Origin of the sequence: Caldithrix abyssi DSM 13497 (assembly GCF_001886815.1) — a bacterium.
GTDB lineage: Bacteria > Calditrichota > Calditrichia > Calditrichales > Calditrichaceae > Caldithrix > Caldithrix abyssi.
The window spans coordinates 4,376,862-4,396,941 of sequence record NZ_CP018099.1 but is presented as its reverse complement, the minus strand read 5'-3'; the positions used below and the strand labels follow the sequence as shown (position 1 = coordinate 4,396,941).

The following is a 20,080-nucleotide window of genomic DNA, read 5'->3' as shown; positions in this document are numbered from 1 at the left end:
GCGTTTTTAAAATTCGCCGGGCAGGAAAGGTCATAGATGGCGATGAACGACTTGAAGAAAATTCTTTTAATCTTTTTAATACTGGGAGCGGTGGGGACGCAGGCGCAGTTTATTGAATACAACCATCCTGAACTGCGCTGGCAATCGTTTGATACCGAACATTTTACGGTGCATTTTCATCAGGGTACCAGGCGCACCGCTTTACTGGTGGGCAAAATAGCGGAAGAGATTTACCCCCATGTGACCGGCTTGTACAACTACCGGCCAAAGGACAAAATCCATTTTATCATTAAAGACACGGACGATTACTCTAACGGCGGCGCATTCTTTTTTGACAACAAGATCGAAATCTGGGCTTCTAATTTAGATTACATCATGCGCGGCACCAAGAACTGGCTGCGCGATGTGGTCACGCACGAATTCACGCACATGATTTCGATTCAGAAAATGATCAAAACCAATTTGCTGTTTCCTTATGGTTTTTTTCAGGTGTTTGGTTACGAAAAAGAACGGCGCAAGGACGTGGTGCGCGGTTTTCCCAATGTGCTGGTCAGTTATCCGCTTAGTTCCATCAATATCCCGGTGTGGTTTGCTGAAGGTACGGCCCAGCATCAGGCGCCGGGTGCCCGCTACGATTACCGCGATCCCAATCGTGAAATGATTATTCGCGATCGGATTTTGCACGAGCAGTTTTTGACCTACAACTCCATGACCGTCTTCGGCAAAGACAGCCACGGAAACGAGTCCAATTATAATCTGGGATTTTCATTTGTCAACTATCTGACGCGCCGTTTTGGCGAGGGCGTTTTAGCTAAAATTACGAAAAACTCTTCCAGGTGGCGATACTGGACGTTTGAAAGCGCGTTAAAGGCGGCCACGGGCGTGCCGGCCGATCAACTGTACAAGGCCTGGAAAGATTCCTTAACCGCCGTTTACTTACAGCGCACGGAAGTCATTCGAAAAAATGAGGTAAAGGGGCGGCCCATCGAAATCAGAGGCAGCGCCAATTTGTATCCTGTATTTTCGCCGGATGGCAAATGGATCTCTTACGTTTCCAATGCCGGCGAAGATTATTTTAGCTTAAATCGCCTGGTTTTGTTTGACCGGCAGAGCGGAAAAAAGAAAGCCATTAGTCAAAACATTTCATCGTCTTTAAGCTGGTCGCCGGACGGCCGTTATTTGATTTACGCCCGGCAAAAGCGCAACAGTCAGGGTTCAGCGTTTAACGATTTGTTTGTTTACGATGCGCAAAAAGAAAAAGAAATCCGTTTAACCAGAAATTTGCGCGGGCGGAATCCGGACTTTAGCCGCGATGGGAAAAAGGTGGTATTTGTTTCGGAAACCAACGGATTAAATCAGTTAAACGTTTATTATTTACCGGAAGATTTTGGCGTTGGATTGGACAGCGTGGTCTATTTTAACATGGAAGACGGACGCTTAAGTAAATTGAAGCCGAACGGCTCGCCGGATTGGCGTAAAGTCGAATTCCGCGGGGGAAAGATCGAACAGATTTTACGTTTTGATGATGAACGGCAGATTTACCACCCACGCTGGACGGCCGACGACCGGGCCATTGTGTTTGACACGGCCATTGATTACGGACGCGATATTGCCCGCTACGATTTAAAATCTAAAAAAATGGATTTTATTTTAAACAGCCGCGTGGAAGAGCGCTATCCCTTTTTAAGCGGGGACGGAACCTTTTTGTACTACGCAGCCAGTCCAACGGGTATTTACAATATCTATCGTAAAAATTTACAAAATGGCCGCGAAGAGCTGTTAACCAATGTAACCGGCGGCGCGTTGATGCCCGCGGTTAATGAACGGGGAGAGCTGGTGTACGCCTGCTACGATTCGTTGGGTTACCACATTTATTTGATTGAAAATCCGAATGGGCTGAATCCTGAGCTGGCCGTTTATCAGAAAGACTATCTGGCCACCATCCCGCCCAAAAATTTTGACAATAGCCTGCCCGACGATGTGCAGGTTAGAGAATACAAACAAACCTTTGGCAAAGTGCACATTTTGCCTCGTTTAATGATAGATTACGGCACGATTAAGCCGGGCTTTTATCTGGTTTCGGACGATATTTTAAATAAGTACACACTGATTGGCGGCGCGGCGATTAACAAAGACAAAGACTACGATTTGTACGGCTATTTTCAGATGAATCTTTTTAAGCCCAGCGTTTTTGTGGAAGTGTTTAACACCAGCGCCAATATCGGCGATACGGTTTCCATTTCGCAGGGCGGCTACGCGCTGCGCTATGATCGCGACGTCAATTTCGATTTAACGGAGGCGCGCGTTGGATTGCAGTACTACCCACGTTCATATTTAAAATTCAGTCTGGCCGGGGTGTGGCGCCGCTACAACGCCAAAATTTACACCAAACCGGTTTACGATCCTTACCGTCAGCGCTGGGAAGCGCCCTTTACTTTTCACTACAACTATTTAAAAGGTTATGCGGTGGAATTGAAGGTCATAGCCGATATGGTTAAAAAAGACCGCAACCGACACATCGCGCCTTCGGGCGGTCGCTATGTCTCTTTCTTTTACAGTCGCGAAATGAGCGATTTTTTAGAAGATTTTGCTTTAAGCCCCATAGGTATTGAAGAAGTTTACAAAAACTACACTTACAATCAGTTCACGCTGGACTGGGAAGAGTTTTTTGCCAATCCATTCTGGCCTTCGCACGCTTTTTCGATTCGTTTGAACAGCGGTTACATCGACCGCAAGGTGGACAGTTTTTTTGATTTGTACGCCGGCGGCCTGCTGGGTATGAAAGGCTACTCCTATTTCAGCATTGAGGGGCGCCATAAACTGATTCTTTCGCTGGCCTATCGGTTTCCCATCTGGCAGAATATCGACAAACTGCTGGCGCACATCTATTTTGATAAATTGTATCTGGGCCTGTTTTTTGACTACGGAGACGCCTGGAATTACCTTGACAAGCGTTTTTCCATCGCTAACTTTAAAAAGGATGTGGGCGTGGAGTTGCGCTTAAACACCTTTTCCTATTCGCTGTTTCCGACGCGTTTTTTTGCGCAGGCGGCTTATCCGCTGGATGAAATTCAGAATTACGACGGCAGTCGAAAAAAGTTGATTCGCTATCCACAGGAATGGCGTTTTTATTTTGGCGCTTTGTACGATTTTGACCTGCGCGAACGAATGGAGAGTGTGGGCCGGCGGCTTGGGAGGATTTTTTGAAAATTTTGAGTTTTGAATGTTGAATTTTGAATTATGGAAAGGGCGCCGGGGGAGTTGATGGCGGCCTTACTGATTTTTCCGGTAAAAAACGTGAAAAATTGAATGAAAACAAACAGGCAGGTGGAAGTATGAAAAAAATGCATTTGGCGCTGTCTCTGGCCATATTACTGGTTGTTGATTTGCAGGCCGGGAATTTGTTCCAGCATAAAGCTTTTCAACTCAACAAAGCGGATGTCCCTTACTGGAACGTGGGGCAAAAATTCGCGCTTTTGCATTCCGAGTTGCCGATTTCAGTGCAGCAAAAGACTGTTGAAATGGAGAAAAAAAAATCAGGGATTAAAGCAGCGTTTTTGTCGGCGGCCATTCCGGGCGCCGGTGAATTGTATGCCGGCTCTTATTGGAAGGCTGCGCTGTTTGCCGCGCTGGAAATAGGGTTCTGGACGGCGCATTACGTGTACAATGATAAAGGGGACAAAGAAGACGAGAGGATGCGGCGTTTTGGCGACGAGCACTGGAGCGAGCAGGTGTACTGGTCGTATGTTTATCAAAAAGCCATACAGGAAGGCAGATGGCCTGGCGATCCGCTTTCCGGCTATACCGACGATCAGGGGCGTTTTGTGCTGGATCAGTTGACGGACGAGGTTAAACGGCAGCTTTATGAACTGCAGGACGACCTGGGCTTTACCCATTCGTTGCCTTTAACCAAAACCCAGCAATATTACGAAATGATCTACAAATATCTGCACCAGTTTGGCATTGGCTGGGACGATGTGGGCACCTATTGGGGCGATCCGTTTTTTTATGAAAATCCGTACAATTTAACCAAGCTGACGCCTACCATCGCCCAATATCGAGACATGCGTAACAGGAGTAACAGCTATTACGACCTGGCCACTACCATGGTCAGTCTGGTGCTGGCAAATCATTTATTAAGCGCATTCGATGCGGCCTGGACGGTGAAAAAGTACAACATGCGTTTAAGCCAGGCCGTGCGTATGCAGTACGATCAATGGCGTTCCACGCCGATATTAACTTATGGATTAAGAGTCGCCTGGTAAGCGAACGGGAGCACTATGTTTAAAAGAATTATGAACGGCATGCTGAACAGCATGCTGGCGGTTTTGTTGATTAGCACGCTGCTTTCAGCGCAAAATGAAAGTGAGACAACCACCGATTTGCGTCAATCCATTCAATTGACATCTGAACAAGAGGTACAAACGGTTTCGCCGGGGAAGGCCGGATTGTTGAGTTTAATTCTGCCTGGCGCGGGCGAGCTCTATCTGGGGCAGCGTAATTTTTTTACGGTTTTTCTCAGTACGGAAATTGTAGCCTGGGCTGCGTTAATCGGCAATCGTCTTTACTACAACCATCTGGTGCGTGAATACAAGACTTACGCCAGGCAGCATGCCGGATTTGATCCTACCGTTCCGCGAGATGATCGCTATTGGGTGGATATTGGCAAATACGACGACATTTACGCCTTTAACGATCAGCGAGAACGGGAGCGTTACTTTGCCGATTTGTACGAAGTTACGCCGGAAAATTACTGGCGCTGGGATCAACACGAAAATCGCATTAAGTACGACGGCAAGCGGATTCATGCCAACGATGAGGACAACCAGCGCGTTTATTTTCAACTGGCCATTGTGCTAAACCATCTGGTTAGCGGCATTAATGCGCTGCGCCTGGCGCGCAGACACAATAAGCAGTTAGAAGAACAAAAGGTCGGTTTTCGCTTCGACGCGTATCGGGAGTCGAAATATTCAAATTATATTGGATTCAATTTAAATGTGCAATTTTAATCATGTGTGTTAAGCGCGTTTTGATTACGGGCATTAACGGCTACATCAGTCAATTTTTACTGCAGACGCGCCCGGAAAATGTGGAAATTATCGGCGCCGCGCGGAGGGATGATTTAAGCGCACATGCTTTGAATATTGATGCTTTAATTAAGTTGGATCTTTCGCAAGCCGTCCAGCCGCAGTTAAACGCCCTTTCCGGCCCTGTTGATGCAGTAATTCACACCGCCGCCGTCAGCAGCCTTGCACTCTGCCAGAAAGAGCCGGAATTAGCATTACGCGTTAATGCCCAGGCCACCAGGGAGTTAGCTCACTGGTGTAAAACCAATGGCGCGCGTCTGATTTATCTTTCCACCGACATCGTTTTTAAAGGCGATCATCCGCCGTACGATGAAAATAGTAAGCCAGAACCGATTAACCATTATGGCCTTAGCAAATGGCAGGGAGAAATAGCCGTTCAGGAAACGATGGATAATTTTGCTATAGGCCGTATTGCATTGGCCCTGGCGCCTGGACTAAACGGCACACGCAATTTTATTGACTGGTTTTTGGAACGCCTGAACAACAACGAAACCATTCCTCTTTTTAAAGATGAAATTCGTACGCCCACCTACACCGTTGAATTGGCCCGCAGATTCTGGCAATTGGCATTGAGCCGGGCAACGGGCATCTACCACATTTGCGGCGCCGAGGCTCTGGATCGTTTTACGTTAGGGCAAAAACTGTGTGATGCCTTGGGCTATGGCCATAAGCTGTTAGAAGCTATTTCTTTAAATGATATGACCGATTATCCGCGTCCGGTGGATGTTTCTCTTGTTTGCACGCAAACCCCGGACGGGGCCGACTTTAAAATACCTTCTATTTTAGAATTTTTACCGGTGATGGTTGGTAAGCGCTGATCGAATTGCTGTTCAGGCATGGTGATTCACGCGGATTACGCGGATGCTCGCAGAAAAAAGTAAAAAAAAGAATTTGCGCTAATCCATGTGATCTGCGAGCGGCAAGCCTTCCGCATTGGTTTCCACCGATTTTTTTTCTAATTGCAAAATCTGCACCTCATCCACCAGCAAATTAGCCTAGCCGGGCAACTGCACGCTGCCCTTTACCACGTAAGAACCGGAGCGATTGAACAGGTGTCCGTAATGCCTGTATGCATTGTCAAACAGCACGGCTACCAGCCCGTCGCGGTCTTCCAGGGTAATGAATTTCATCATGGTTTAGTTTTTAGTTTACATCACACTTGTCCAAAATAAGAATTCTTGCAAATTAATTTGGACAGCCGAATAGATTTATTTATATCAAAATTAGAATAATTGCTCACAAATACTGGAATACCAAGTTAAAATAGCCTAATTTTATTAATTGCTATCCATTATCTTGGACAGCAAAATAAATCAAAAAATAAGGGCTCAACTGAAAAATGTGAATTTTAAACAACTAATTTCAATAATTACAGCAAATCTTGTCTTAAATATGATTTATTTTGGACAGCAATGAGTTTACATGCAGTATATGGTGGACAATCTGCTGGAAAAATTGACTTCTTATTTTTTTTTTTTTTTAGATTCAAAGTACAGTTCATATATCTTTGTTGTTTAAAGAAGATAAGTAATAAGAAAGAAAGGAAATAGTAATGCATAAATGCATATTTCGTATACAGATTTTATTATTTTTTTTGATAAATACTGTTATTAGTCAAAATTTAAATTTAAAAAAAGAAATAGAATCAAAAGATTCATTGATTACTATTAATCAGCAATACAAAAATAATATAACTCTTTATTTTGAAGCAGGGATGTGCCTTTCTAAATTTCAAAATATAAACAGTAAATATGGATATGGTTATTCAGCGGGAATAACTATTGCCAATAAATTAACAAAATCAATTGCGTTTAACTATTTGGTAATCCTTTCTAAACAAAATATTTTATATAAAAATCATGTGTCATCATGGAGAGATGACAACTATGTTTATAGACAATTTTTTGATGTGAACATATCAGTTTTATTTGTTGAGCTACCTGTAATGATCAATTACAAATTTTGGAATACAAATTCGAGTTCATTTTATGTAAGCTTTGGAGTTGGATATAGTATTTCAATTAGGAATGACTATAGAAAATCTAATTTTCGAAATACAAATGAGGTATTAGGTACAGTATTTGAGATACCTATACCAGAAAATGACAAATTTATAGATGATTCTATTTTTGATAATTCTGGTTATAATATAAATACTGGTATTCAGTTCAAATATAAAAAGATATTTTTAAAATTTTTATATATAAACAAAAGGTATAAATTAAGATATATAGATAAAGAGTATACGTTTTTATTCAATTTCGGTTATCAATTAAGATAAAAGGAGTAAGTCATGTTTAAAAATTATACCTAAATTTCTAATGTAAAAAAGATGAAAGGTGCTCCAATTATTTGTAAATTAAGTTAGTTACAAAAACAAAAAAACAAAAGAAAGGAGCACCTTGTAGATGAAAATAAAGAATAATCATAAAAGTGTCAAAACTTCTTTTACAGGCGGCAATTTAACTAATTATTCCGGCTTATATCCAATTTACAAATTCATGAAAAAGTTAGGGATAGATAAACTAATAGAAACCAAACTTACCATAGAGGGAAGACATAATCAAAAATATTCATTGGCTCAAATTTTCAATATAATGATTCTTTGTTTACTCGGCGGTATGGATCGTCTTTTAAAAATCGAACATTTTAGTTTAGATCCTTTAATCCATCACTTATTTGATCTCAATGGGCATTTGGATATTGACACGATCCGATATCGTTTCAAAAAGTTCGGTTTTCGTCAGAATAATCAATTACCTAAATTTTTACTTTAAAAATTTAGGTAATAATTTTATTTGACACAAAATTTGTTAATAGGAGGGTGATTATTGAACCTTAAGTCAAAAAAATAAAAATTTGATAATCTTAATTTTTTCTTTTAAAATCAATCGTATGTAAAATATACTATATTGATCTAACATGAAAATAGAAGTCATTAGTTTTATCTTATTTGCTACTATAACTACAATTTTTTCACAACATTTAAAAATTGTTTCTTTATATCCTTCATTTAACGAAGCAATAAATGATACTTCTGATTTTAAAATAAAAATTATATTTGATAATAAAATTGATACCATTGGTTTAGAAAGAAAAATTTATCTTTTTTCAGATTACACTTCTTCAAAAAAATACATTTATAAAGTTGAAGACACCACTCTAACCATTACTCCTGATAAGCCATATTTTTCAGGCGAAAAAATAACTGTAATTATAACTAAGAGCATTAATGGATTAAATGGTGAAAATTTTAGCGGCTTTAGTTGGCAGTTTTCTTTTAACTTGTTAAATAAAAATGAACCAAGTTTTAACTTAAAAAAAACATATACTAATTTCAACGGCGAACATTTATCTTTTTTAAATCTTAATAATGATAAATATCCTGATCTAATTCTTACGGATAACTACCAAAAAGGCGCTGTTATTCTTAATAAATATGGAAAAGATTTAATGTTGTGGCAAGAGCTCCCTACAAGCCCTCATGGTATAATTATTTCTGACGTAGATTTGGACTTTAAAAAAGAAATTCATTCAAACTCCTTTTACTTTGATCTTGAACAACAAGAGAATTATTATTTTTTCGAGGATACCTCCATACATTTCGGAAATCAAGATATGAATTTTGATGCTTTTCCTGATTTTATAATAAAAAAAAATATTAATGATACAACTCAATATATTTCCCTGCGGCTTAATAATGGAAATGGGACTTATCAAGAGAAAGAAGATACGATCGTAACTGACAATAATATCGTGTTATTTAAGGTAGCCGATTTCAATAACGACGGAATAAATGATATTATCTATCTGACCAATGTTTTTCCTACAATTTCAGGATCAAGCGGTGAAAATAAAATTAAAATACTTTTCCTTGATCAATTTTTGAATATTGTTAATACGTATGTTTTAAAAGAAGATGCATTACCAGATGGTTATTATTTTGGTTATTTTAGAAAACTAAATATTACGGATTTTAATAATGATTCGTTTTTAGATATACAGTTATTAACAAACATTCATGATTTAATATTTATTAATAATAAAAACGGTGAATTTTTTAATGATGTTAATCATATAATATTTACAGGAGGCGGAGATTCTCCACATAATGCAATAACAACAGATATGGACGGAGATGGTTGGGCAGACTTATTGTATTCATATACTATCCCGCCGGAGAATTTTTCAAAACTATATATCTTGTTTAATCCGGCTGATTCTACTATAACATTCTGGGATAAAAAATTTACTATAGATCAAAAAGAACCTGCCTTAATAAAAGATATTATTTCTGCAGATTTTAATAATGACCAAAAAATTGATATTTGTGCTTTATGGGACGATGGTATTAAAATTTACTATAATAATACGCTTGAAAGAATCAATGAATCCGGCATTAAAAAGCCGGAATACTTTATTATATATCAAAATTATCCCCATCCATTTAATAATAGTACAACTATAGAGTATGAAATTAATAGATTAGGCTTGGTAAAACTTGTAATTTACAACGCAATAGGGCAAAAAATAAAAACATTAATAAATCGTACCCAATATCCGGGTAAATATAAAGTAAACTGGGATGGGAAAGATTTTACAGGTAAAAATTGTCCTTCTGGTATTTATTTATGTAGTTTAAGAATAGATAATGCAAGAAAAACAAAAAAGATTATCTTATTAAGATAGCTAAAGAGGAAGGTTTTCAGAGGGGTTAGCTTTTACCCTGTAAACTTTTTCAATCTTTTCTTTTTCTAACTTCAGCGCCTCCACCTCATCCACCAGAAAATTAGCCTCGCCCGCCGGAGCGGAGATCCCGATTTATCGTGAGCCGGCGCGAATGCCCACGGTTTTTATTCATTTATGCCACTAATTGCCAGTTCTTTTATTTTGATTTCGCTTTCGCTTTAAAAACCAAAAAGCATGCCCTGAGCTGTCGAAGGATATCCTTTGAGCAAATGTCCGTCCTTTTTGTAGGTTTTGTCAAATAGGACGACTTCCACCAGTCCTGCGTTGAATTAGGACAATCCATTTCAACAACTTTGTGTTTATGAATTCTTCAAGAGATTATATTCTCTTCGGTAAAATAATCAGGAGAGACAAAATTGATAATTAGATTGTCCATTTTCCTCCGGAAGGGCTTTGAAACGACCGGACTTATCAGAAAATTTTCCCCTTTGGGATAAATCCGGCGAAATATTTTTAAATTGTTAGGCTTAAATTCATCGGGATTTATTTTGCATTCATAGGTATTTACACTATCGTCTCTAAATTTAATGACAAAATCGATCTCATGACCGGCTTTATCGCGCCAATAAAGCACAGGCTCGATAAAAACAGACGAAAGCGTATCGAGCACCAGATGTTCCCACAAATATCCGCGATCATCGGGGCGAATGGTGTCCCAACCTTTCATAAAAGCGACAAAGCCGGTGTCGAATCCGTAAATTTTAGGACGTTGCGTAAGTTCCTTGCGTCCGCCCCCATGGAATGGTTTTAAAAGATAAATGGCATGAGCAATCTGTAGAATTTCCAGATGGGCCATAACCGTAGGGCGACTTAAACCGCATAATTTAGCCAGTTGAGTAAAATCGGCCAGCCCACCGCTTTGACGGAGTAATAATTTAAAGAACGTCAAAAAGCCAAGTCGTTGGCGCACGCCAAACAATTCCTGAATATCACGGGCATAAAAACTGTCGATCCACTCCGAAAAGAATTCCGCAGATAGGGAAGCATCTATTAGCCATTCCGGCAGTCCGCCGCGCAACAATCGGTAGTCCAGATTATTGATCTTAAAGTCGCGGGTACATTCGCTCCAGAGAACCGGCTTTAAGTGGATGGAAATTTTCCTACCAGTCAGGCTATCCCGAAATTTTTTGGTGGCCTCCAGAGTGGACGAACCTGTAGCCAGAATTTTTAAATGCGGAAATTCATCGGCGGCAATTTTCAGAAGTTGGCTTGGATCAGATAAGCGATGAATCTCATCGAAGATGATCTTTTGAGCGCTTGATTGATTTTTAAAAAAGAATTCAGGGTCTTCAAGAAGACGTTGCGTGGAAGGTAAGTCACAGTTTAGGTACAGCGCATCATCGATCATTTTGGATAGGGTCGTTTTACCCACGCGTCGTACGCCGGAAAGCCAGACAAAGGAGCGCTTTTGCCATGCGCGATAAATTTTATTGAGCCAGAAAGGACGTTTTACCATACGTAACCTTATTTTGCATTTAGTACCACCAAATGTAAAGTAATGATCTCAAAAAATCAAATTATATTATCAAAAACAGAAATTTTGTTTAACAATAGGCCCAATCCGTTTAATCCCACTACAACTATCAAATTTGGTTTGCCGGAGGATGGCCATGTGCGACTTACTATTTATTCCATGAGCGGTCAAAAAGTGCGCACCCTGATCAATGGGCAAGTTTCAAAGGGTTATCATTCAATCCTCTGGGATGGCAAAAACGAGAGCGGGCAGGCGGTTTTTGGAGGGTTGTATTTTTACGAATTGGAGACCGATTATTTTTTGAAACAAAGAAAGTTCTGAGGAAATATTATCATAATTTTGCAAATAATTAATGAAATCATCCAATGAAATTTGCGCCTGTTTTAAAATATGGGAAAGTGTTGAACGTTTTATCGGTTTATGCAGGAACAATAATTTTTAATACTTCATTCCCGAAATGTTTCTGCAATCGGATATGTGAACCTCGTTGTCGCACAACAACCCACCCAGCGCGTTGCAGTGCGCGAATCACTTTATCATAATTTAAGCTGGGGACCTTGCTCATAATACAAGTTCAATCTCTTCTGCCTGGGGGATTATGGTGGTATCATCATCAACCGGCTCAAGATAAAGTTCTATGGCCTCTTTTATATTTTTGATGGCTTCTTCTTTGGTGTCGCCTTCCGAAATACAACCGGGCAACGAAGGTACAATAACGGTGTACCCGCCATCTTCACTCTGTTGTAAATAAACTTTTATTTTCATATTTTCCCTCAACTTGAAATTCAGATTTTAAACAAGTTTAATAATTTACAATGCTTTAATCAAATTTAGTCATTTAATTAAAGAACGCAATTTTCAATTAATTGGTTTCTGTTGATTTTTTTTCAGAATTTTTATTTCACCCGCCAGCAAATTAGCCTCACCAGTCGGAGCTATGTTGTAGCGAAGCGGAAATCCCGTGCATTGGGGCGGAGATCCCGATTTATTGGGAGCAGGCGCGAATGCCCACAGTTTTTATTCATTTATGCCACTAATTGCCAGTTCTTTTATTTTGATTTCGCTTTAAAAACCAAAGAGCATGCTCTGAGCTTGCCGAAAGGCCTGCCCTGAGCGAAGTCGAAGGATAGATTTTGTAAAAATCTCATTATTCTTTGTAGGCTTTTCAAATAGCATTTTTTTTACGAAAAATTGAATTAATTACATTTTTAAAAGCTATAGATAGGTATTTTATTAACAAGTTAAGATTGCTAAATCTTTGGAAAAAATTGAATTTTAATGTAAATTGTAATGGATTGTTGAGCCGTGGAGTAAAAATGCCAACAATTTTACGCGACGGGCCTTATCGATTTTTCTTTTATTCCAGTGATGGAAATGAGCCTGTCCATGTTCATGTTGAAAGAGAAAATAAAATTACAAAAATTTGGCTTGATCCTGTGCGAGTTTGCAATAATTTTGGTTTTAACAGATCAGAGCTTTATAAGATATTAAAATTGGTTGAGCAACATGAGGAAAAAATTAAAGAGGCCTGGCATGAATTTTTCGACCATTGAAATAGAGACACCTGATATTGTTCAGGTTGCAATTAACGAAGAGGATTTAACGGTGGAGTTAAGTGACGGACGGACCATTACCGTGCCCATCGCCTGGTTTCCCAGACTGGTACATGCCACAGAGCGGGAGCGCGCCAATTGGCGTTTGATCGCAGGCGGTAAGGGCATTCATTGGCCGGATCTTGACGAAGATATTAGTGTACAGGCGCTCATTCTTGGAAAACCATCTCAGGAAAGTCCAGAGTCTTTAAAAAAATGGTTGGATAGCCACAAGAAAAAAACATAATTCCCATTTTCAATGTGGTTCCCTTTGAATATTGATGATCTTCGCTTGCGATACGAATCGGCTTTGACGCCTCAGACCATTTATTCCAGAACTTCTTCTAAAATTTCGCGAGGGAGTTCTCGCTATTCTGTTAAGATTTCGAGGGAAGCTTCTTTGAGTAAGCTTTTTAATTTATCATCATTCTAATTGCGTGTTCCTGACCTCTTTTTTCAATTTTAATAAATTTTACAAATTAGGGTTTCTCAGTTTCTGGCCAATTCATCTCCAATTTTTTCTTTTTCAATGGAAAAACTTCCACCTCCTCCACCAGCAAATTGGCCTCGCCCGCCGGAGCGAAGCGGAGGTCCCGATTTATTGGGAGCAGACGCGATTGCACGCGGCCTTTTACCACATAAGGGCCATAGCCTTTGAACAAATGCCCGTATTGTTTGTAGTCCATGTCAAACAATCCAGGGCTTATTTAGTTCTTTCCTGAATTTTTTTTAAAAGCCAAAGATGCAAAAAACGTTCATTTTATTGGAAATCGTTTGGAACGATTTTGAATATTCATGATCCTATTTTTACTTAATACAAACGACAAAACGCTGTTTTAAAAGTAAAAAGCCCACAGGAAAAAATTAGCCAAAAAAGTAATCAAAAAATATTAAAAAAATTTGACAGGCTGTTTTTTTTTTACTTTCTATATAAAAATTAATAAAAAGAAGTTTTAAATAGCTGAAAAAATAAAATATGAATGGTAAGATATTTTTATTAATAATCCTTATCGGATTATTAATAACCAATAATTGTGAACAAAGCACAAAGACAGATATAATCTTAAATAGAAACATAAATTACATTCGGCTAGAAAATCAATCCGATCATTCAGGAATAATTGTACTATTAAAGGAATTGAATATATTTACCATTACCGATTCGCTTGGATTTTTTGAATTTGATAGTATCCCAGATGGTAAGTACAGCTTAATAATTAAATATCCCTATTTCCGTAGAAAAGAAATGTCTGTTAAGGTTGAAAATGGTCAAATATCACCTATAATAAACTTAGAACTTAAACAATTAATTCAATTCTGGATTGAACCATCAGAAACGACAATTTCACTAAACAATTCAGATGAATATTATTTTAGGCTGCCTTTATTTAAGCAATATAGTGTAAATATTTCTGATCAACCGGTTCAACTGGGGACCAGAGAGTTCCCATTAAATGTTCATGCTTTAGTCCCTCAAAATTTTGATTGGCCATTTATTCCTAATCCAGATAATAGACCAGATTATTGTTATGATAAATACGGTTGGTTAGGCGGAGTTGATATAGAAGGTGGCGGTTTAATCACTTTATATCCAAATGATACAACCCTCTTTATGGAACCTATCGAATTGAACAAATTTGAGAAACAATGTTTTAAGCCTGGGACATATTTATTTTTTTCTATAATTGCAGATTTAATTCATTTCCCTGAATACTTCAAAGCAGATTATTTTTGGGCGGACTCTCTGACTAATCCCAAACCTCTGAATCCTTTAAACAAAACATTATTAAAGAAGAAGGAATTATTTAGACCAGCTATCATATATTTGAAAAATTAAACTTAATATTGGTGAGGAATTTAATTTGAAAAGCCAGTATATTATTTTTATTGTACCTAAATTTCTAAGGCAGCGAAGCCGCAACCAAAATCAACCGTAACGGGCGCAAAGTAATTTTCTTGCAGATTACGCCAATAATCGCAGAAAAATAACAATTATTTTGCGAGCAAAACTAAGCAAATCGGCGCAATTTACGCCCGGGGCTGTCCCAAAAGTCAAAGAAAATGTATTTTTATAAAGTTTTTCTTTCCCTCACCCCCTTTCCAAGAAAAAGAGTCTGGGAGAGTGGGAAGAACTGTTCGTTGGAAATTTTTCTCCAATGATGTTCAATATTTGCGCATTTGTAAATTTCTATTCAACCATTCAACTAATTAACTATTCAACCAATACAGCAGCACTAAAATTTTCAAATCCCGCCCGGGAGGCTGTTGCATGGGGGGGAGGAATTAATGCTTATATTCTCCGATATTGATAATTTTTTCTCATTCTTAAGCGTTGGGCAAAATATAGAATTAAAAACGCCAAAATATTCTTTGAAAATAAAATTAATAGATCATCTTTTTCTTGTGATGCTGTTATAAACGCTGCTAAACGTTTCCCTAACATATTTTTAAATAGAACATTAATATTATGCCCAATACACATTAACGTAAATTCACTACGAACATTATTAAGACCAGATAAGGAAAATCCACGATAGCCTAAATTATGCTTCAAGTTACCAAAAACAGGTTCAACTGTCACCGAACGCTTCTTTAGTCGTTCCTGCGCCGCTGAAGTTTGTAACTTTTTCGCCATACGTTCGCAATAACTCTCATTAACTGAACGATGGATTTGCTTAACTTTCTTTTTACTGGAAATACATAAATTAATTAAGGGACAGTCCTGACAATCATTGGAACGATATACGATCCGTTCGCTATTCCTCTCAACTGGAAAAAGCTTCTTACCCGTCGGACATTCATAGTAATCTCCCTGTTCATGATACACAAAATCACTTCGTTTTAGTTTTCTTTCTTCTTTTTGCAATTCTTCCTTGGAGGTTGGTGTCTCCTTTATCGAACGATTGGATAACTGGGGATCGGCTATTACGGCATCAATCTGCTTTTCTTCCAATTCTTTTAGGTCTGTGCTATTGTGATAACCGGAATCGGCCGTGTAAGATCGCTTATCATCTGAACCAAGATTCTTCTCTACTTGTTCTTGAATCGGTATGAATTGACCCTGGTCGTTGGGCTGGCTTACGACTTCATGAGCTACTATTAAATGACTGGACATATCTACGCCTAATTGTGCGTTATAGCCCGGTCCATCCACCGAAGGCATCATGCGGGCATCCGGCTCTTTTACATTTATTTGATGTCTTGAACGGTGTTCTGATTTGAGCTGTTTCTTACGCTCTTTCAATTGGGCTTTACGTTCTAATATCTCTTTCTCTAAGCGCTCAAGCCGTTCTTTCTCCGCTCGAAGAGTTTCTAAATCTAATTCATCCGTGGCCCCCTGTTCTACAAAATTACAGCGCTGCATGTATTGCTTGATCTCTGCTCTTAACTTCTCTATACGTTTGTCTAATTGATCCTCAGTGTAGCCATGACGCTTACTGCTGTGCGCTTTGATTTTCGTGCCATCTATGGCTATCTGGTTGAAACTACTTATGCCTTCGGCCTGGGCAATTAAAAGTATCTCTACAAAATATTGGTCTAATAAATCCAAATGTGCCTTGCGAAAACGACTTAATGTACTATGATCCGGATGCTGATTCCCAGTGATATAAATGTAGCGCGTATCATATTTACACAATTCCTCCAGCTTACGGGTGCTGGTAATGCCGTTACTATAAGCATAAAACCATAAGGCAAGCATCATGTCTGGGGCATAAGAATCACCGCCTTGTGAACTATAACGGGAATAAAGTGCACTTAAATCAAGGCGCGAAACCAACTCCACTACAAATCGACTCTTTGGATCGTCTCTGGCAAAATCTTCCACACTATAGCCAAAGAGATTCATTTGTGAGCGATTATAAGTAATAAAACTCATGGAATTCCTTTGTTATTACTTGTTTTATCTGTCGCCCAGAATTTACAAATTTTTTGAATTTTACTCAAACTGAATTTGCAACAGCCTCCCGGGCGGGATAGATCTTCCAGAGGAAGTATCCTAAACCTTTTGTACGTTTGTCAAACAAAATTGTTTGCCGCAAAACTTCATGTCTTACTAAACACTAACTTAATCATGAGAATCTATTTAGAAATGTAAAATTTGTATTAAAGTAAAAAAATAACATGTAATATTTTTACTTTGATTTAAAAATAACGCAATAATTTTGCATTCAATCCCAAAAGATCATAATTTAAAATCATGTTAAAAGAAAGATATTTAACAAATGCCATTTTTGAAGATTTACGCTCTAAAATGGTATTTTTAGGTGGCGCCAGACAGGTCGGTAAAACAACCCTGTTAATATCGTACCAGGAGGCAAAATGAAAATCGCTTTAATTCAGCAACCTTGCACAAAAGATAAGCAGGAAAACATTGAACGGGCTGTAAAGGCTGCCAAAAAAGCCGCTTTAAAAGGCGCAAAGATCATTGCCTTTGCCGAACTGGCCTTTGAGCCTTTTTACCCGCAACATAAAAATCCGCAGAATCGCTTAAGCCTGGCTGAGCCCATTCCCGGGCCAACCACGGAACGCTTTATCAAACTGGCTGAAGAATTAGGCGTAGTGTTTGTGCTTAATCTTTATGAACGGGACGGCGATAGAGCATACGACACTTCTCCGGTCATCGATGCTGACGGCACGCTGCTGGGAACCACGCGTATGGTTCACATTACGGACTATCCGGGATTTCATGAACAGGATTATTATGATCCTGGAGATCACGGCGCGCCAGTGTACCAAACGGAGTTTGCCAGAATCGGCGTGGCTATTTGTTACGACAGGCATTACCCCGAGTACATGCGCAGGCTGGCCTTACAGGGGGCGGAAATCGTCTTTGTGCCGCAGGCCGGCGCTGTGGGCGAGTGGCCGGAAGGGCTGTACGAAGCGGAAATGCGCGTGGCCTCCTTTCAAAACGGTTACTTTACGGCGCTGTGCAACCGCGTCGGTAAAGAAGAGGTGCTGGAATTCGCCGGCGAATCGTTCGTCTGCGATCCCTTTGGGCAGGTGATTGCCCGGGCTGCCAGCGGGAAAGATGAAATTCTGCTCTGTGATATCGATTTAAAGCGCATTAAGGAATCTCCGGCCAAACGCTGGTTTTTCCGCGACCGCAGACCGGAGTTGTACAAAAAGTGGTTTTAAGTCCAGCCGGACTGCTTAACCGATTTTTTATTTTCCATGCCATTAGAACACTTTCGCTGTAAGATCAAAGGCAGCATAGCCCCAGCCAAAACCAACCGAAACGCGCGCAAAGTAATTTTTTAGCAGATTACGCCAATAATCGCAGAAAAAAATTAAACAAATTATTCTGAAACCAAAGTTCAGCAAATCGGCACAATTTACGCCCCTTCTCTTTTTTAAAGAGAAGGGGCTGGGGGATGAGTTTTTAAAACAGCACAAAAATTTTCAAATCCCGCCCGGGCGGGATTAGATCTTCCAGAGGAAGTATCCTAAAATCTCCGAATATATTTAAAATAGGAGATTACAATCTAAAAATTAATTGAAATTTGGAGATTTAAATCTTAAATTTAATAAAATATTGGGAGATGGTATGGTTGAGCGTAGCCTTGAAAATATTATTTTAAAGCACCTTGATTTAAATAAAATCATTATCATTTACGGAGCGCGTCAGGTCGGGAAAACTACCCTGGTAAAAATGTTACTGGATAAAATCGATGAACCTTATCTTTTGCTCAATGGCGATGAACCTGATATCCGCGAAATATTAACAAAAGCGACTTCAACCCGTTTACATGCCCTGATTGGCAATAAAAATGTGGTGGTTTTTGATGAGGCGCAACGAATTCCTGAGATTGGCCTTGTCTTAAAATTGCTGCACGATTCTACAAAAAATTTAAAAATAATTGTTACAGGATCGTCTTCATTAAACCTGGCGGATGAATTGCAGGAGCCTTTAACCGGCCGTAAGTTCGTTTTCAAATTGTATCCCTTTTCTTTTAAAGAAATGGTGAATCATACTTCGCTTTTAGAAGAAAAACGTTTGTTGGAACATCGTCTAATTTACGGATATTATCCGGAAATCGTCAACAGACCGGGCAGTGAACAAATTTTGCTGAGGGAATTGACCGAGAGTTATTTATACAAAGATATTTTGTCAATGGGATTGGTTAAAAAACCATACATTTTAGACAAACTTTTAAAAGCATTAGCCCTGCAAATTGGACAGGAAGTTTCGTTCAATGAGCTGGGCCAATTAATTGGCGCGGATAAACAAACCGTAGAAAAATACATCGCTCTTCTGGAAAAATCATTCGTCATTTTTCGTTTACCAACCTTTTCGCGCAATTTACGCAATGAAATTAAAAAGAATCGAAAGATCTATTTTTACGATAATGGAATCCGAAATGCCTTAATTAAAAATTTTAATTCCTTACCTTTACGCGCCGACGTTGGCGCTTTGTGGGAAAACTTTTTTATTGCCGAGCGAATGAAATATTTAAATAATGAGCTAAAACCGGTTAATTATTATTTCTGGCGTACCCACAGCCAGCAGGAGATCGATTACCTCGAAGAAACAGGAGGGCAGTTAACAGCGTATGAAATTAAATGGAATCCCAGGAAAAAGGTGCGATTTCCTGAAAGGTTTTTAAAAACCTACCAGCCGGCTCAAACCTATGTGATTCATCCGAAAAATTATTTTGATTTTTTACTCTAAGGCAGCAAAGCCGCAACCAAAATCAACCGCAACACGCGAAAAGTAATTTTTTAGCAGATTACGCCAATCATCGCAGAAAAAGATTAAACAAACTATTCTGAGACTAAAGCTAAGCAAACCGGCACAATTGCTCCCGAGGGTGTCTCAAAAGCGACATCAAGTGTATATTTATAAAATTATATGGAAAAGTTTACAATAGCCCTCACCCCCTTTCCCCCTCTCCCGATTTTCCGGAGCGGAGGAATTAAAGGGGGTGAGGGAAAGAAAAACTTTATAAAAATACATTTTCTTTGACTTTTGGGACAGCCCCGGGCTGGGGGATGAGTTTTTCAAACAGCACAAAAATTTTCGCATTCCGCCAGATGGGAATTTGGAATGACCGGCCGGTGAATAATTTAATTTTTGAACCAGGATTTGCTTGATTTTTGGATTAACGGGATTATTTTTTTTTGCATTCCAGAATTTATCTTTAAAAAGAGATGCATCGTTTAATTGTAGTAAAAAATCA

Annotated in this window: 17 protein-coding genes and 2 pseudogenes; 13 read left to right on the top strand and 6 right to left on the bottom strand. The window is 39.0% G+C overall.

Translation table 11 applies throughout. The features are described 5' to 3' along the window. The first annotated feature begins 36 nt into the window (after positions 1-36). The 4 genes from Cabys_RS17265 (at position 37) to Cabys_RS17250 (ending at position 5,905) form a co-directional block, all read left to right on the top strand. The gene (locus Cabys_RS17265; protein WP_006928101.1) at positions 37-3,207 is read left to right on the top strand and encodes a PD40 domain-containing protein; all 3,171 of its coding nucleotides are present in this window, start codon (positions 37-39) and stop codon (positions 3,205-3,207) included. Positions 3,208-3,335: 128 nt separating this feature from the next. Further along, the gene (locus Cabys_RS17260; protein WP_006928102.1) at positions 3,336-4,265 is read left to right on the top strand and encodes a DUF5683 domain-containing protein; all 930 of its coding nucleotides are present in this window, start codon (positions 3,336-3,338) and stop codon (positions 4,263-4,265) included. 15 nt (positions 4,266-4,280) lie between these two features. Then, a complete protein-coding gene (locus Cabys_RS17255) occupies positions 4,281-5,009 on the top strand; it encodes a hypothetical protein (protein ID WP_006928103.1) in 729 nt (242 codons plus the stop codon). A gap of 2 nt (positions 5,010-5,011) precedes the next feature. Beyond that, positions 5,012-5,905: an SDR family oxidoreductase gene (locus Cabys_RS17250; RefSeq protein ID WP_006928104.1), complete on the top strand. Its 894-nt coding sequence runs from the start codon at positions 5,012-5,014 to the stop codon at positions 5,903-5,905. 177 nt (positions 5,906-6,082) lie between these two features. Here the strand turns inward: Cabys_RS17250 and Cabys_RS20170 are convergent, their stop codons facing one another. Further along, positions 6,083-6,220: a hypothetical protein gene (locus tag Cabys_RS20170; protein ID WP_006928105.1), complete on the bottom strand. Its 138-nt coding sequence runs from the start codon at positions 6,218-6,220 to the stop codon at positions 6,083-6,085. A gap of 419 nt (positions 6,221-6,639) precedes the next feature. Between Cabys_RS20170 and Cabys_RS17245 the strand changes: the two genes are divergently transcribed. The 3 genes and pseudogenes from Cabys_RS17245 to Cabys_RS17235 all read left to right on the top strand — a co-directional run bounded on the left by Cabys_RS17245 (position 6,640) and on the right by Cabys_RS17235 (position 9,776). Then, a complete protein-coding gene (locus tag Cabys_RS17245) occupies positions 6,640-7,368 on the top strand; it encodes a hypothetical protein (RefSeq protein WP_006928107.1) in 729 nt (242 codons plus the stop codon). 127 nt (positions 7,369-7,495) lie between these two features. Beyond that, positions 7,496-7,846, top strand: a pseudogene (locus tag Cabys_RS17240) (IS1380 family transposase); the annotation flags it as partial. A gap of 163 nt (positions 7,847-8,009) precedes the next feature. After that, positions 8,010-9,776, top strand: a complete 1,767-nt coding sequence (locus Cabys_RS17235; protein ID WP_006928109.1) for an FG-GAP-like repeat-containing protein — start codon at positions 8,010-8,012, stop codon at positions 9,774-9,776. 370 nt (positions 9,777-10,146) lie between these two features. Here Cabys_RS17235 and Cabys_RS17230 read toward each other — a convergent pair whose 3' ends face one another. Beyond that, positions 10,147-11,292, bottom strand: a complete 1,146-nt coding sequence (locus Cabys_RS17230; protein ID WP_006928110.1) for an ATP-binding protein — start codon at positions 11,290-11,292, stop codon at positions 10,147-10,149. 84 nt (positions 11,293-11,376) lie between these two features. Between Cabys_RS17230 and Cabys_RS17225 the strand changes: the two genes are divergently transcribed. Then, on the top strand, positions 11,377-11,631 hold the full coding sequence (locus Cabys_RS17225) for a FlgD immunoglobulin-like domain containing protein (RefSeq protein WP_169313632.1): 255 nt from the start codon (positions 11,377-11,379) through the stop codon (positions 11,629-11,631). Between the two features lie 21 nt (positions 11,632-11,652). Here Cabys_RS17225 and Cabys_RS20770 read toward each other — a convergent pair. Both Cabys_RS20770 and Cabys_RS17215 read right to left on the bottom strand, forming a co-directional pair. After that, positions 11,653-11,875, bottom strand: a pseudogene (locus tag Cabys_RS20770) (type II toxin-antitoxin system HicA family toxin); the annotation flags it as partial. Then, complete coding sequence (locus Cabys_RS17215; RefSeq protein ID WP_006928111.1) at positions 11,872-12,075, bottom strand: type II toxin-antitoxin system HicB family antitoxin; 204 nt, start codon at positions 12,073-12,075, stop codon at positions 11,872-11,874. The pseudogene Cabys_RS20770 and the gene Cabys_RS17215, both read right to left, overlap by 4 nt. Before the next feature lie 551 nt (positions 12,076-12,626). Here Cabys_RS17215 and Cabys_RS17210 point away from each other — a divergent pair. Beyond that, positions 12,627-12,863, top strand: coding sequence for a DUF4160 domain-containing protein (locus Cabys_RS17210; protein ID WP_006928112.1), 237 nt, complete (start codon positions 12,627-12,629; stop codon positions 12,861-12,863). Beyond that, a complete protein-coding gene (locus Cabys_RS17205) occupies positions 12,844-13,149 on the top strand; it encodes a DUF2442 domain-containing protein (RefSeq protein WP_006928114.1) in 306 nt (101 codons plus the stop codon). Before Cabys_RS17210 ends, Cabys_RS17205 begins: the two co-directional genes overlap by 20 nt. Before the next feature lie 232 nt (positions 13,150-13,381). Here Cabys_RS17205 and Cabys_RS17200 read toward each other — a convergent pair whose 3' ends face one another. Next, positions 13,382-13,588: a hypothetical protein gene (locus Cabys_RS17200; protein ID WP_006928116.1), complete on the bottom strand. Its 207-nt coding sequence runs from the start codon at positions 13,586-13,588 to the stop codon at positions 13,382-13,384. A 290-nt stretch (positions 13,589-13,878) separates the two neighbouring features. Between Cabys_RS17200 and Cabys_RS17190 the strand changes: the two genes are divergently transcribed. Continuing rightward, positions 13,879-14,739, top strand: coding sequence for a carboxypeptidase-like regulatory domain-containing protein (locus Cabys_RS17190; RefSeq protein ID WP_006928117.1), 861 nt, complete (start codon positions 13,879-13,881; stop codon positions 14,737-14,739). A gap of 453 nt (positions 14,740-15,192) precedes the next feature. Here Cabys_RS17190 and Cabys_RS17185 read toward each other — a convergent pair whose 3' ends face one another. Next, positions 15,193-16,779 (bottom strand): IS1182 family transposase, encoded by a 1,587-nt coding sequence (locus tag Cabys_RS17185; protein ID WP_006926562.1) that lies wholly within the window; start codon positions 16,777-16,779, stop codon positions 15,193-15,195. A 443-nt stretch (positions 16,780-17,222) separates the two neighbouring features. Between Cabys_RS17185 and Cabys_RS17180 the strand changes: the two genes are divergently transcribed. Together Cabys_RS17180 and Cabys_RS17175 are read left to right on the top strand one after the other, a co-directional pair. Then, positions 17,223-18,038, top strand: a complete 816-nt coding sequence (locus Cabys_RS17180) for a nitrilase-related carbon-nitrogen hydrolase (RefSeq protein WP_006928118.1) — start codon at positions 17,223-17,225, stop codon at positions 18,036-18,038. A 409-nt stretch (positions 18,039-18,447) separates the two neighbouring features. Further along, a complete protein-coding gene (locus Cabys_RS17175; RefSeq protein WP_006928119.1) occupies positions 18,448-19,572 on the top strand; it encodes an ATP-binding protein in 1,125 nt (374 codons plus the stop codon). The last annotated feature ends 508 nt before the right edge of the window (positions 19,573-20,080 follow it).

Excerpts from the sequence above, each read along its gene's own strand:
- Cabys_RS17205 (WP_006928114.1), top strand. The coding sequence starts at position 12,844 with ATGAATTTTTCGACCATTGAAATAGAGACACCTGATATTGTTCAGGTT.
- Cabys_RS17175 (WP_006928119.1), top strand. The coding sequence starts at position 18,448 with ATGGTTGAGCGTAGCCTTGAAAATATTATTTTAAAGCACCTTGATTTA.
- Cabys_RS17255 (WP_006928103.1), top strand. The coding sequence starts at position 4,281 with ATGTTTAAAAGAATTATGAACGGCATGCTGAACAGCATGCTGGCGGTT.
- Cabys_RS17190 (WP_006928117.1), top strand. The coding sequence starts at position 13,879 with ATGAATGGTAAGATATTTTTATTAATAATCCTTATCGGATTATTAATA.
- Cabys_RS17200 (WP_006928116.1), bottom strand. The coding sequence starts at position 13,588 with ATGGACTACAAACAATACGGGCATTTGTTCAAAGGCTATGGCCCTTAT.
- Cabys_RS20170 (WP_006928105.1), bottom strand. The coding sequence starts at position 6,220 with ATGATGAAATTCATTACCCTGGAAGACCGCGACGGGCTGGTAGCCGTG.
- Cabys_RS17235 (WP_006928109.1), top strand. The coding sequence starts at position 8,010 with ATGAAAATAGAAGTCATTAGTTTTATCTTATTTGCTACTATAACTACA.
- Cabys_RS17265 (WP_006928101.1), top strand. The coding sequence starts at position 37 with ATGGCGATGAACGACTTGAAGAAAATTCTTTTAATCTTTTTAATACTG.
- Cabys_RS17210 (WP_006928112.1), top strand. The coding sequence starts at position 12,627 with ATGCCAACAATTTTACGCGACGGGCCTTATCGATTTTTCTTTTATTCC.
- Cabys_RS17180 (WP_006928118.1), top strand. The coding sequence starts at position 17,223 with ATGAAAATCGCTTTAATTCAGCAACCTTGCACAAAAGATAAGCAGGAA.
- Cabys_RS17260 (WP_006928102.1), top strand. The coding sequence starts at position 3,336 with ATGAAAAAAATGCATTTGGCGCTGTCTCTGGCCATATTACTGGTTGTT.
- Cabys_RS17215 (WP_006928111.1), bottom strand. The coding sequence starts at position 12,075 with ATGAAAATAAAAGTTTATTTACAACAGAGTGAAGATGGCGGGTACACC.
- Cabys_RS17250 (WP_006928104.1), top strand. The coding sequence starts at position 5,012 with ATGTGTGTTAAGCGCGTTTTGATTACGGGCATTAACGGCTACATCAGT.
- Cabys_RS17230 (WP_006928110.1), bottom strand. The coding sequence starts at position 11,292 with ATGGTAAAACGTCCTTTCTGGCTCAATAAAATTTATCGCGCATGGCAA.
- Cabys_RS17245 (WP_006928107.1), top strand. The coding sequence starts at position 6,640 with ATGCATAAATGCATATTTCGTATACAGATTTTATTATTTTTTTTGATA.
- Cabys_RS17185 (WP_006926562.1), bottom strand. The coding sequence starts at position 16,779 with ATGAGTTTTATTACTTATAATCGCTCACAAATGAATCTCTTTGGCTAT.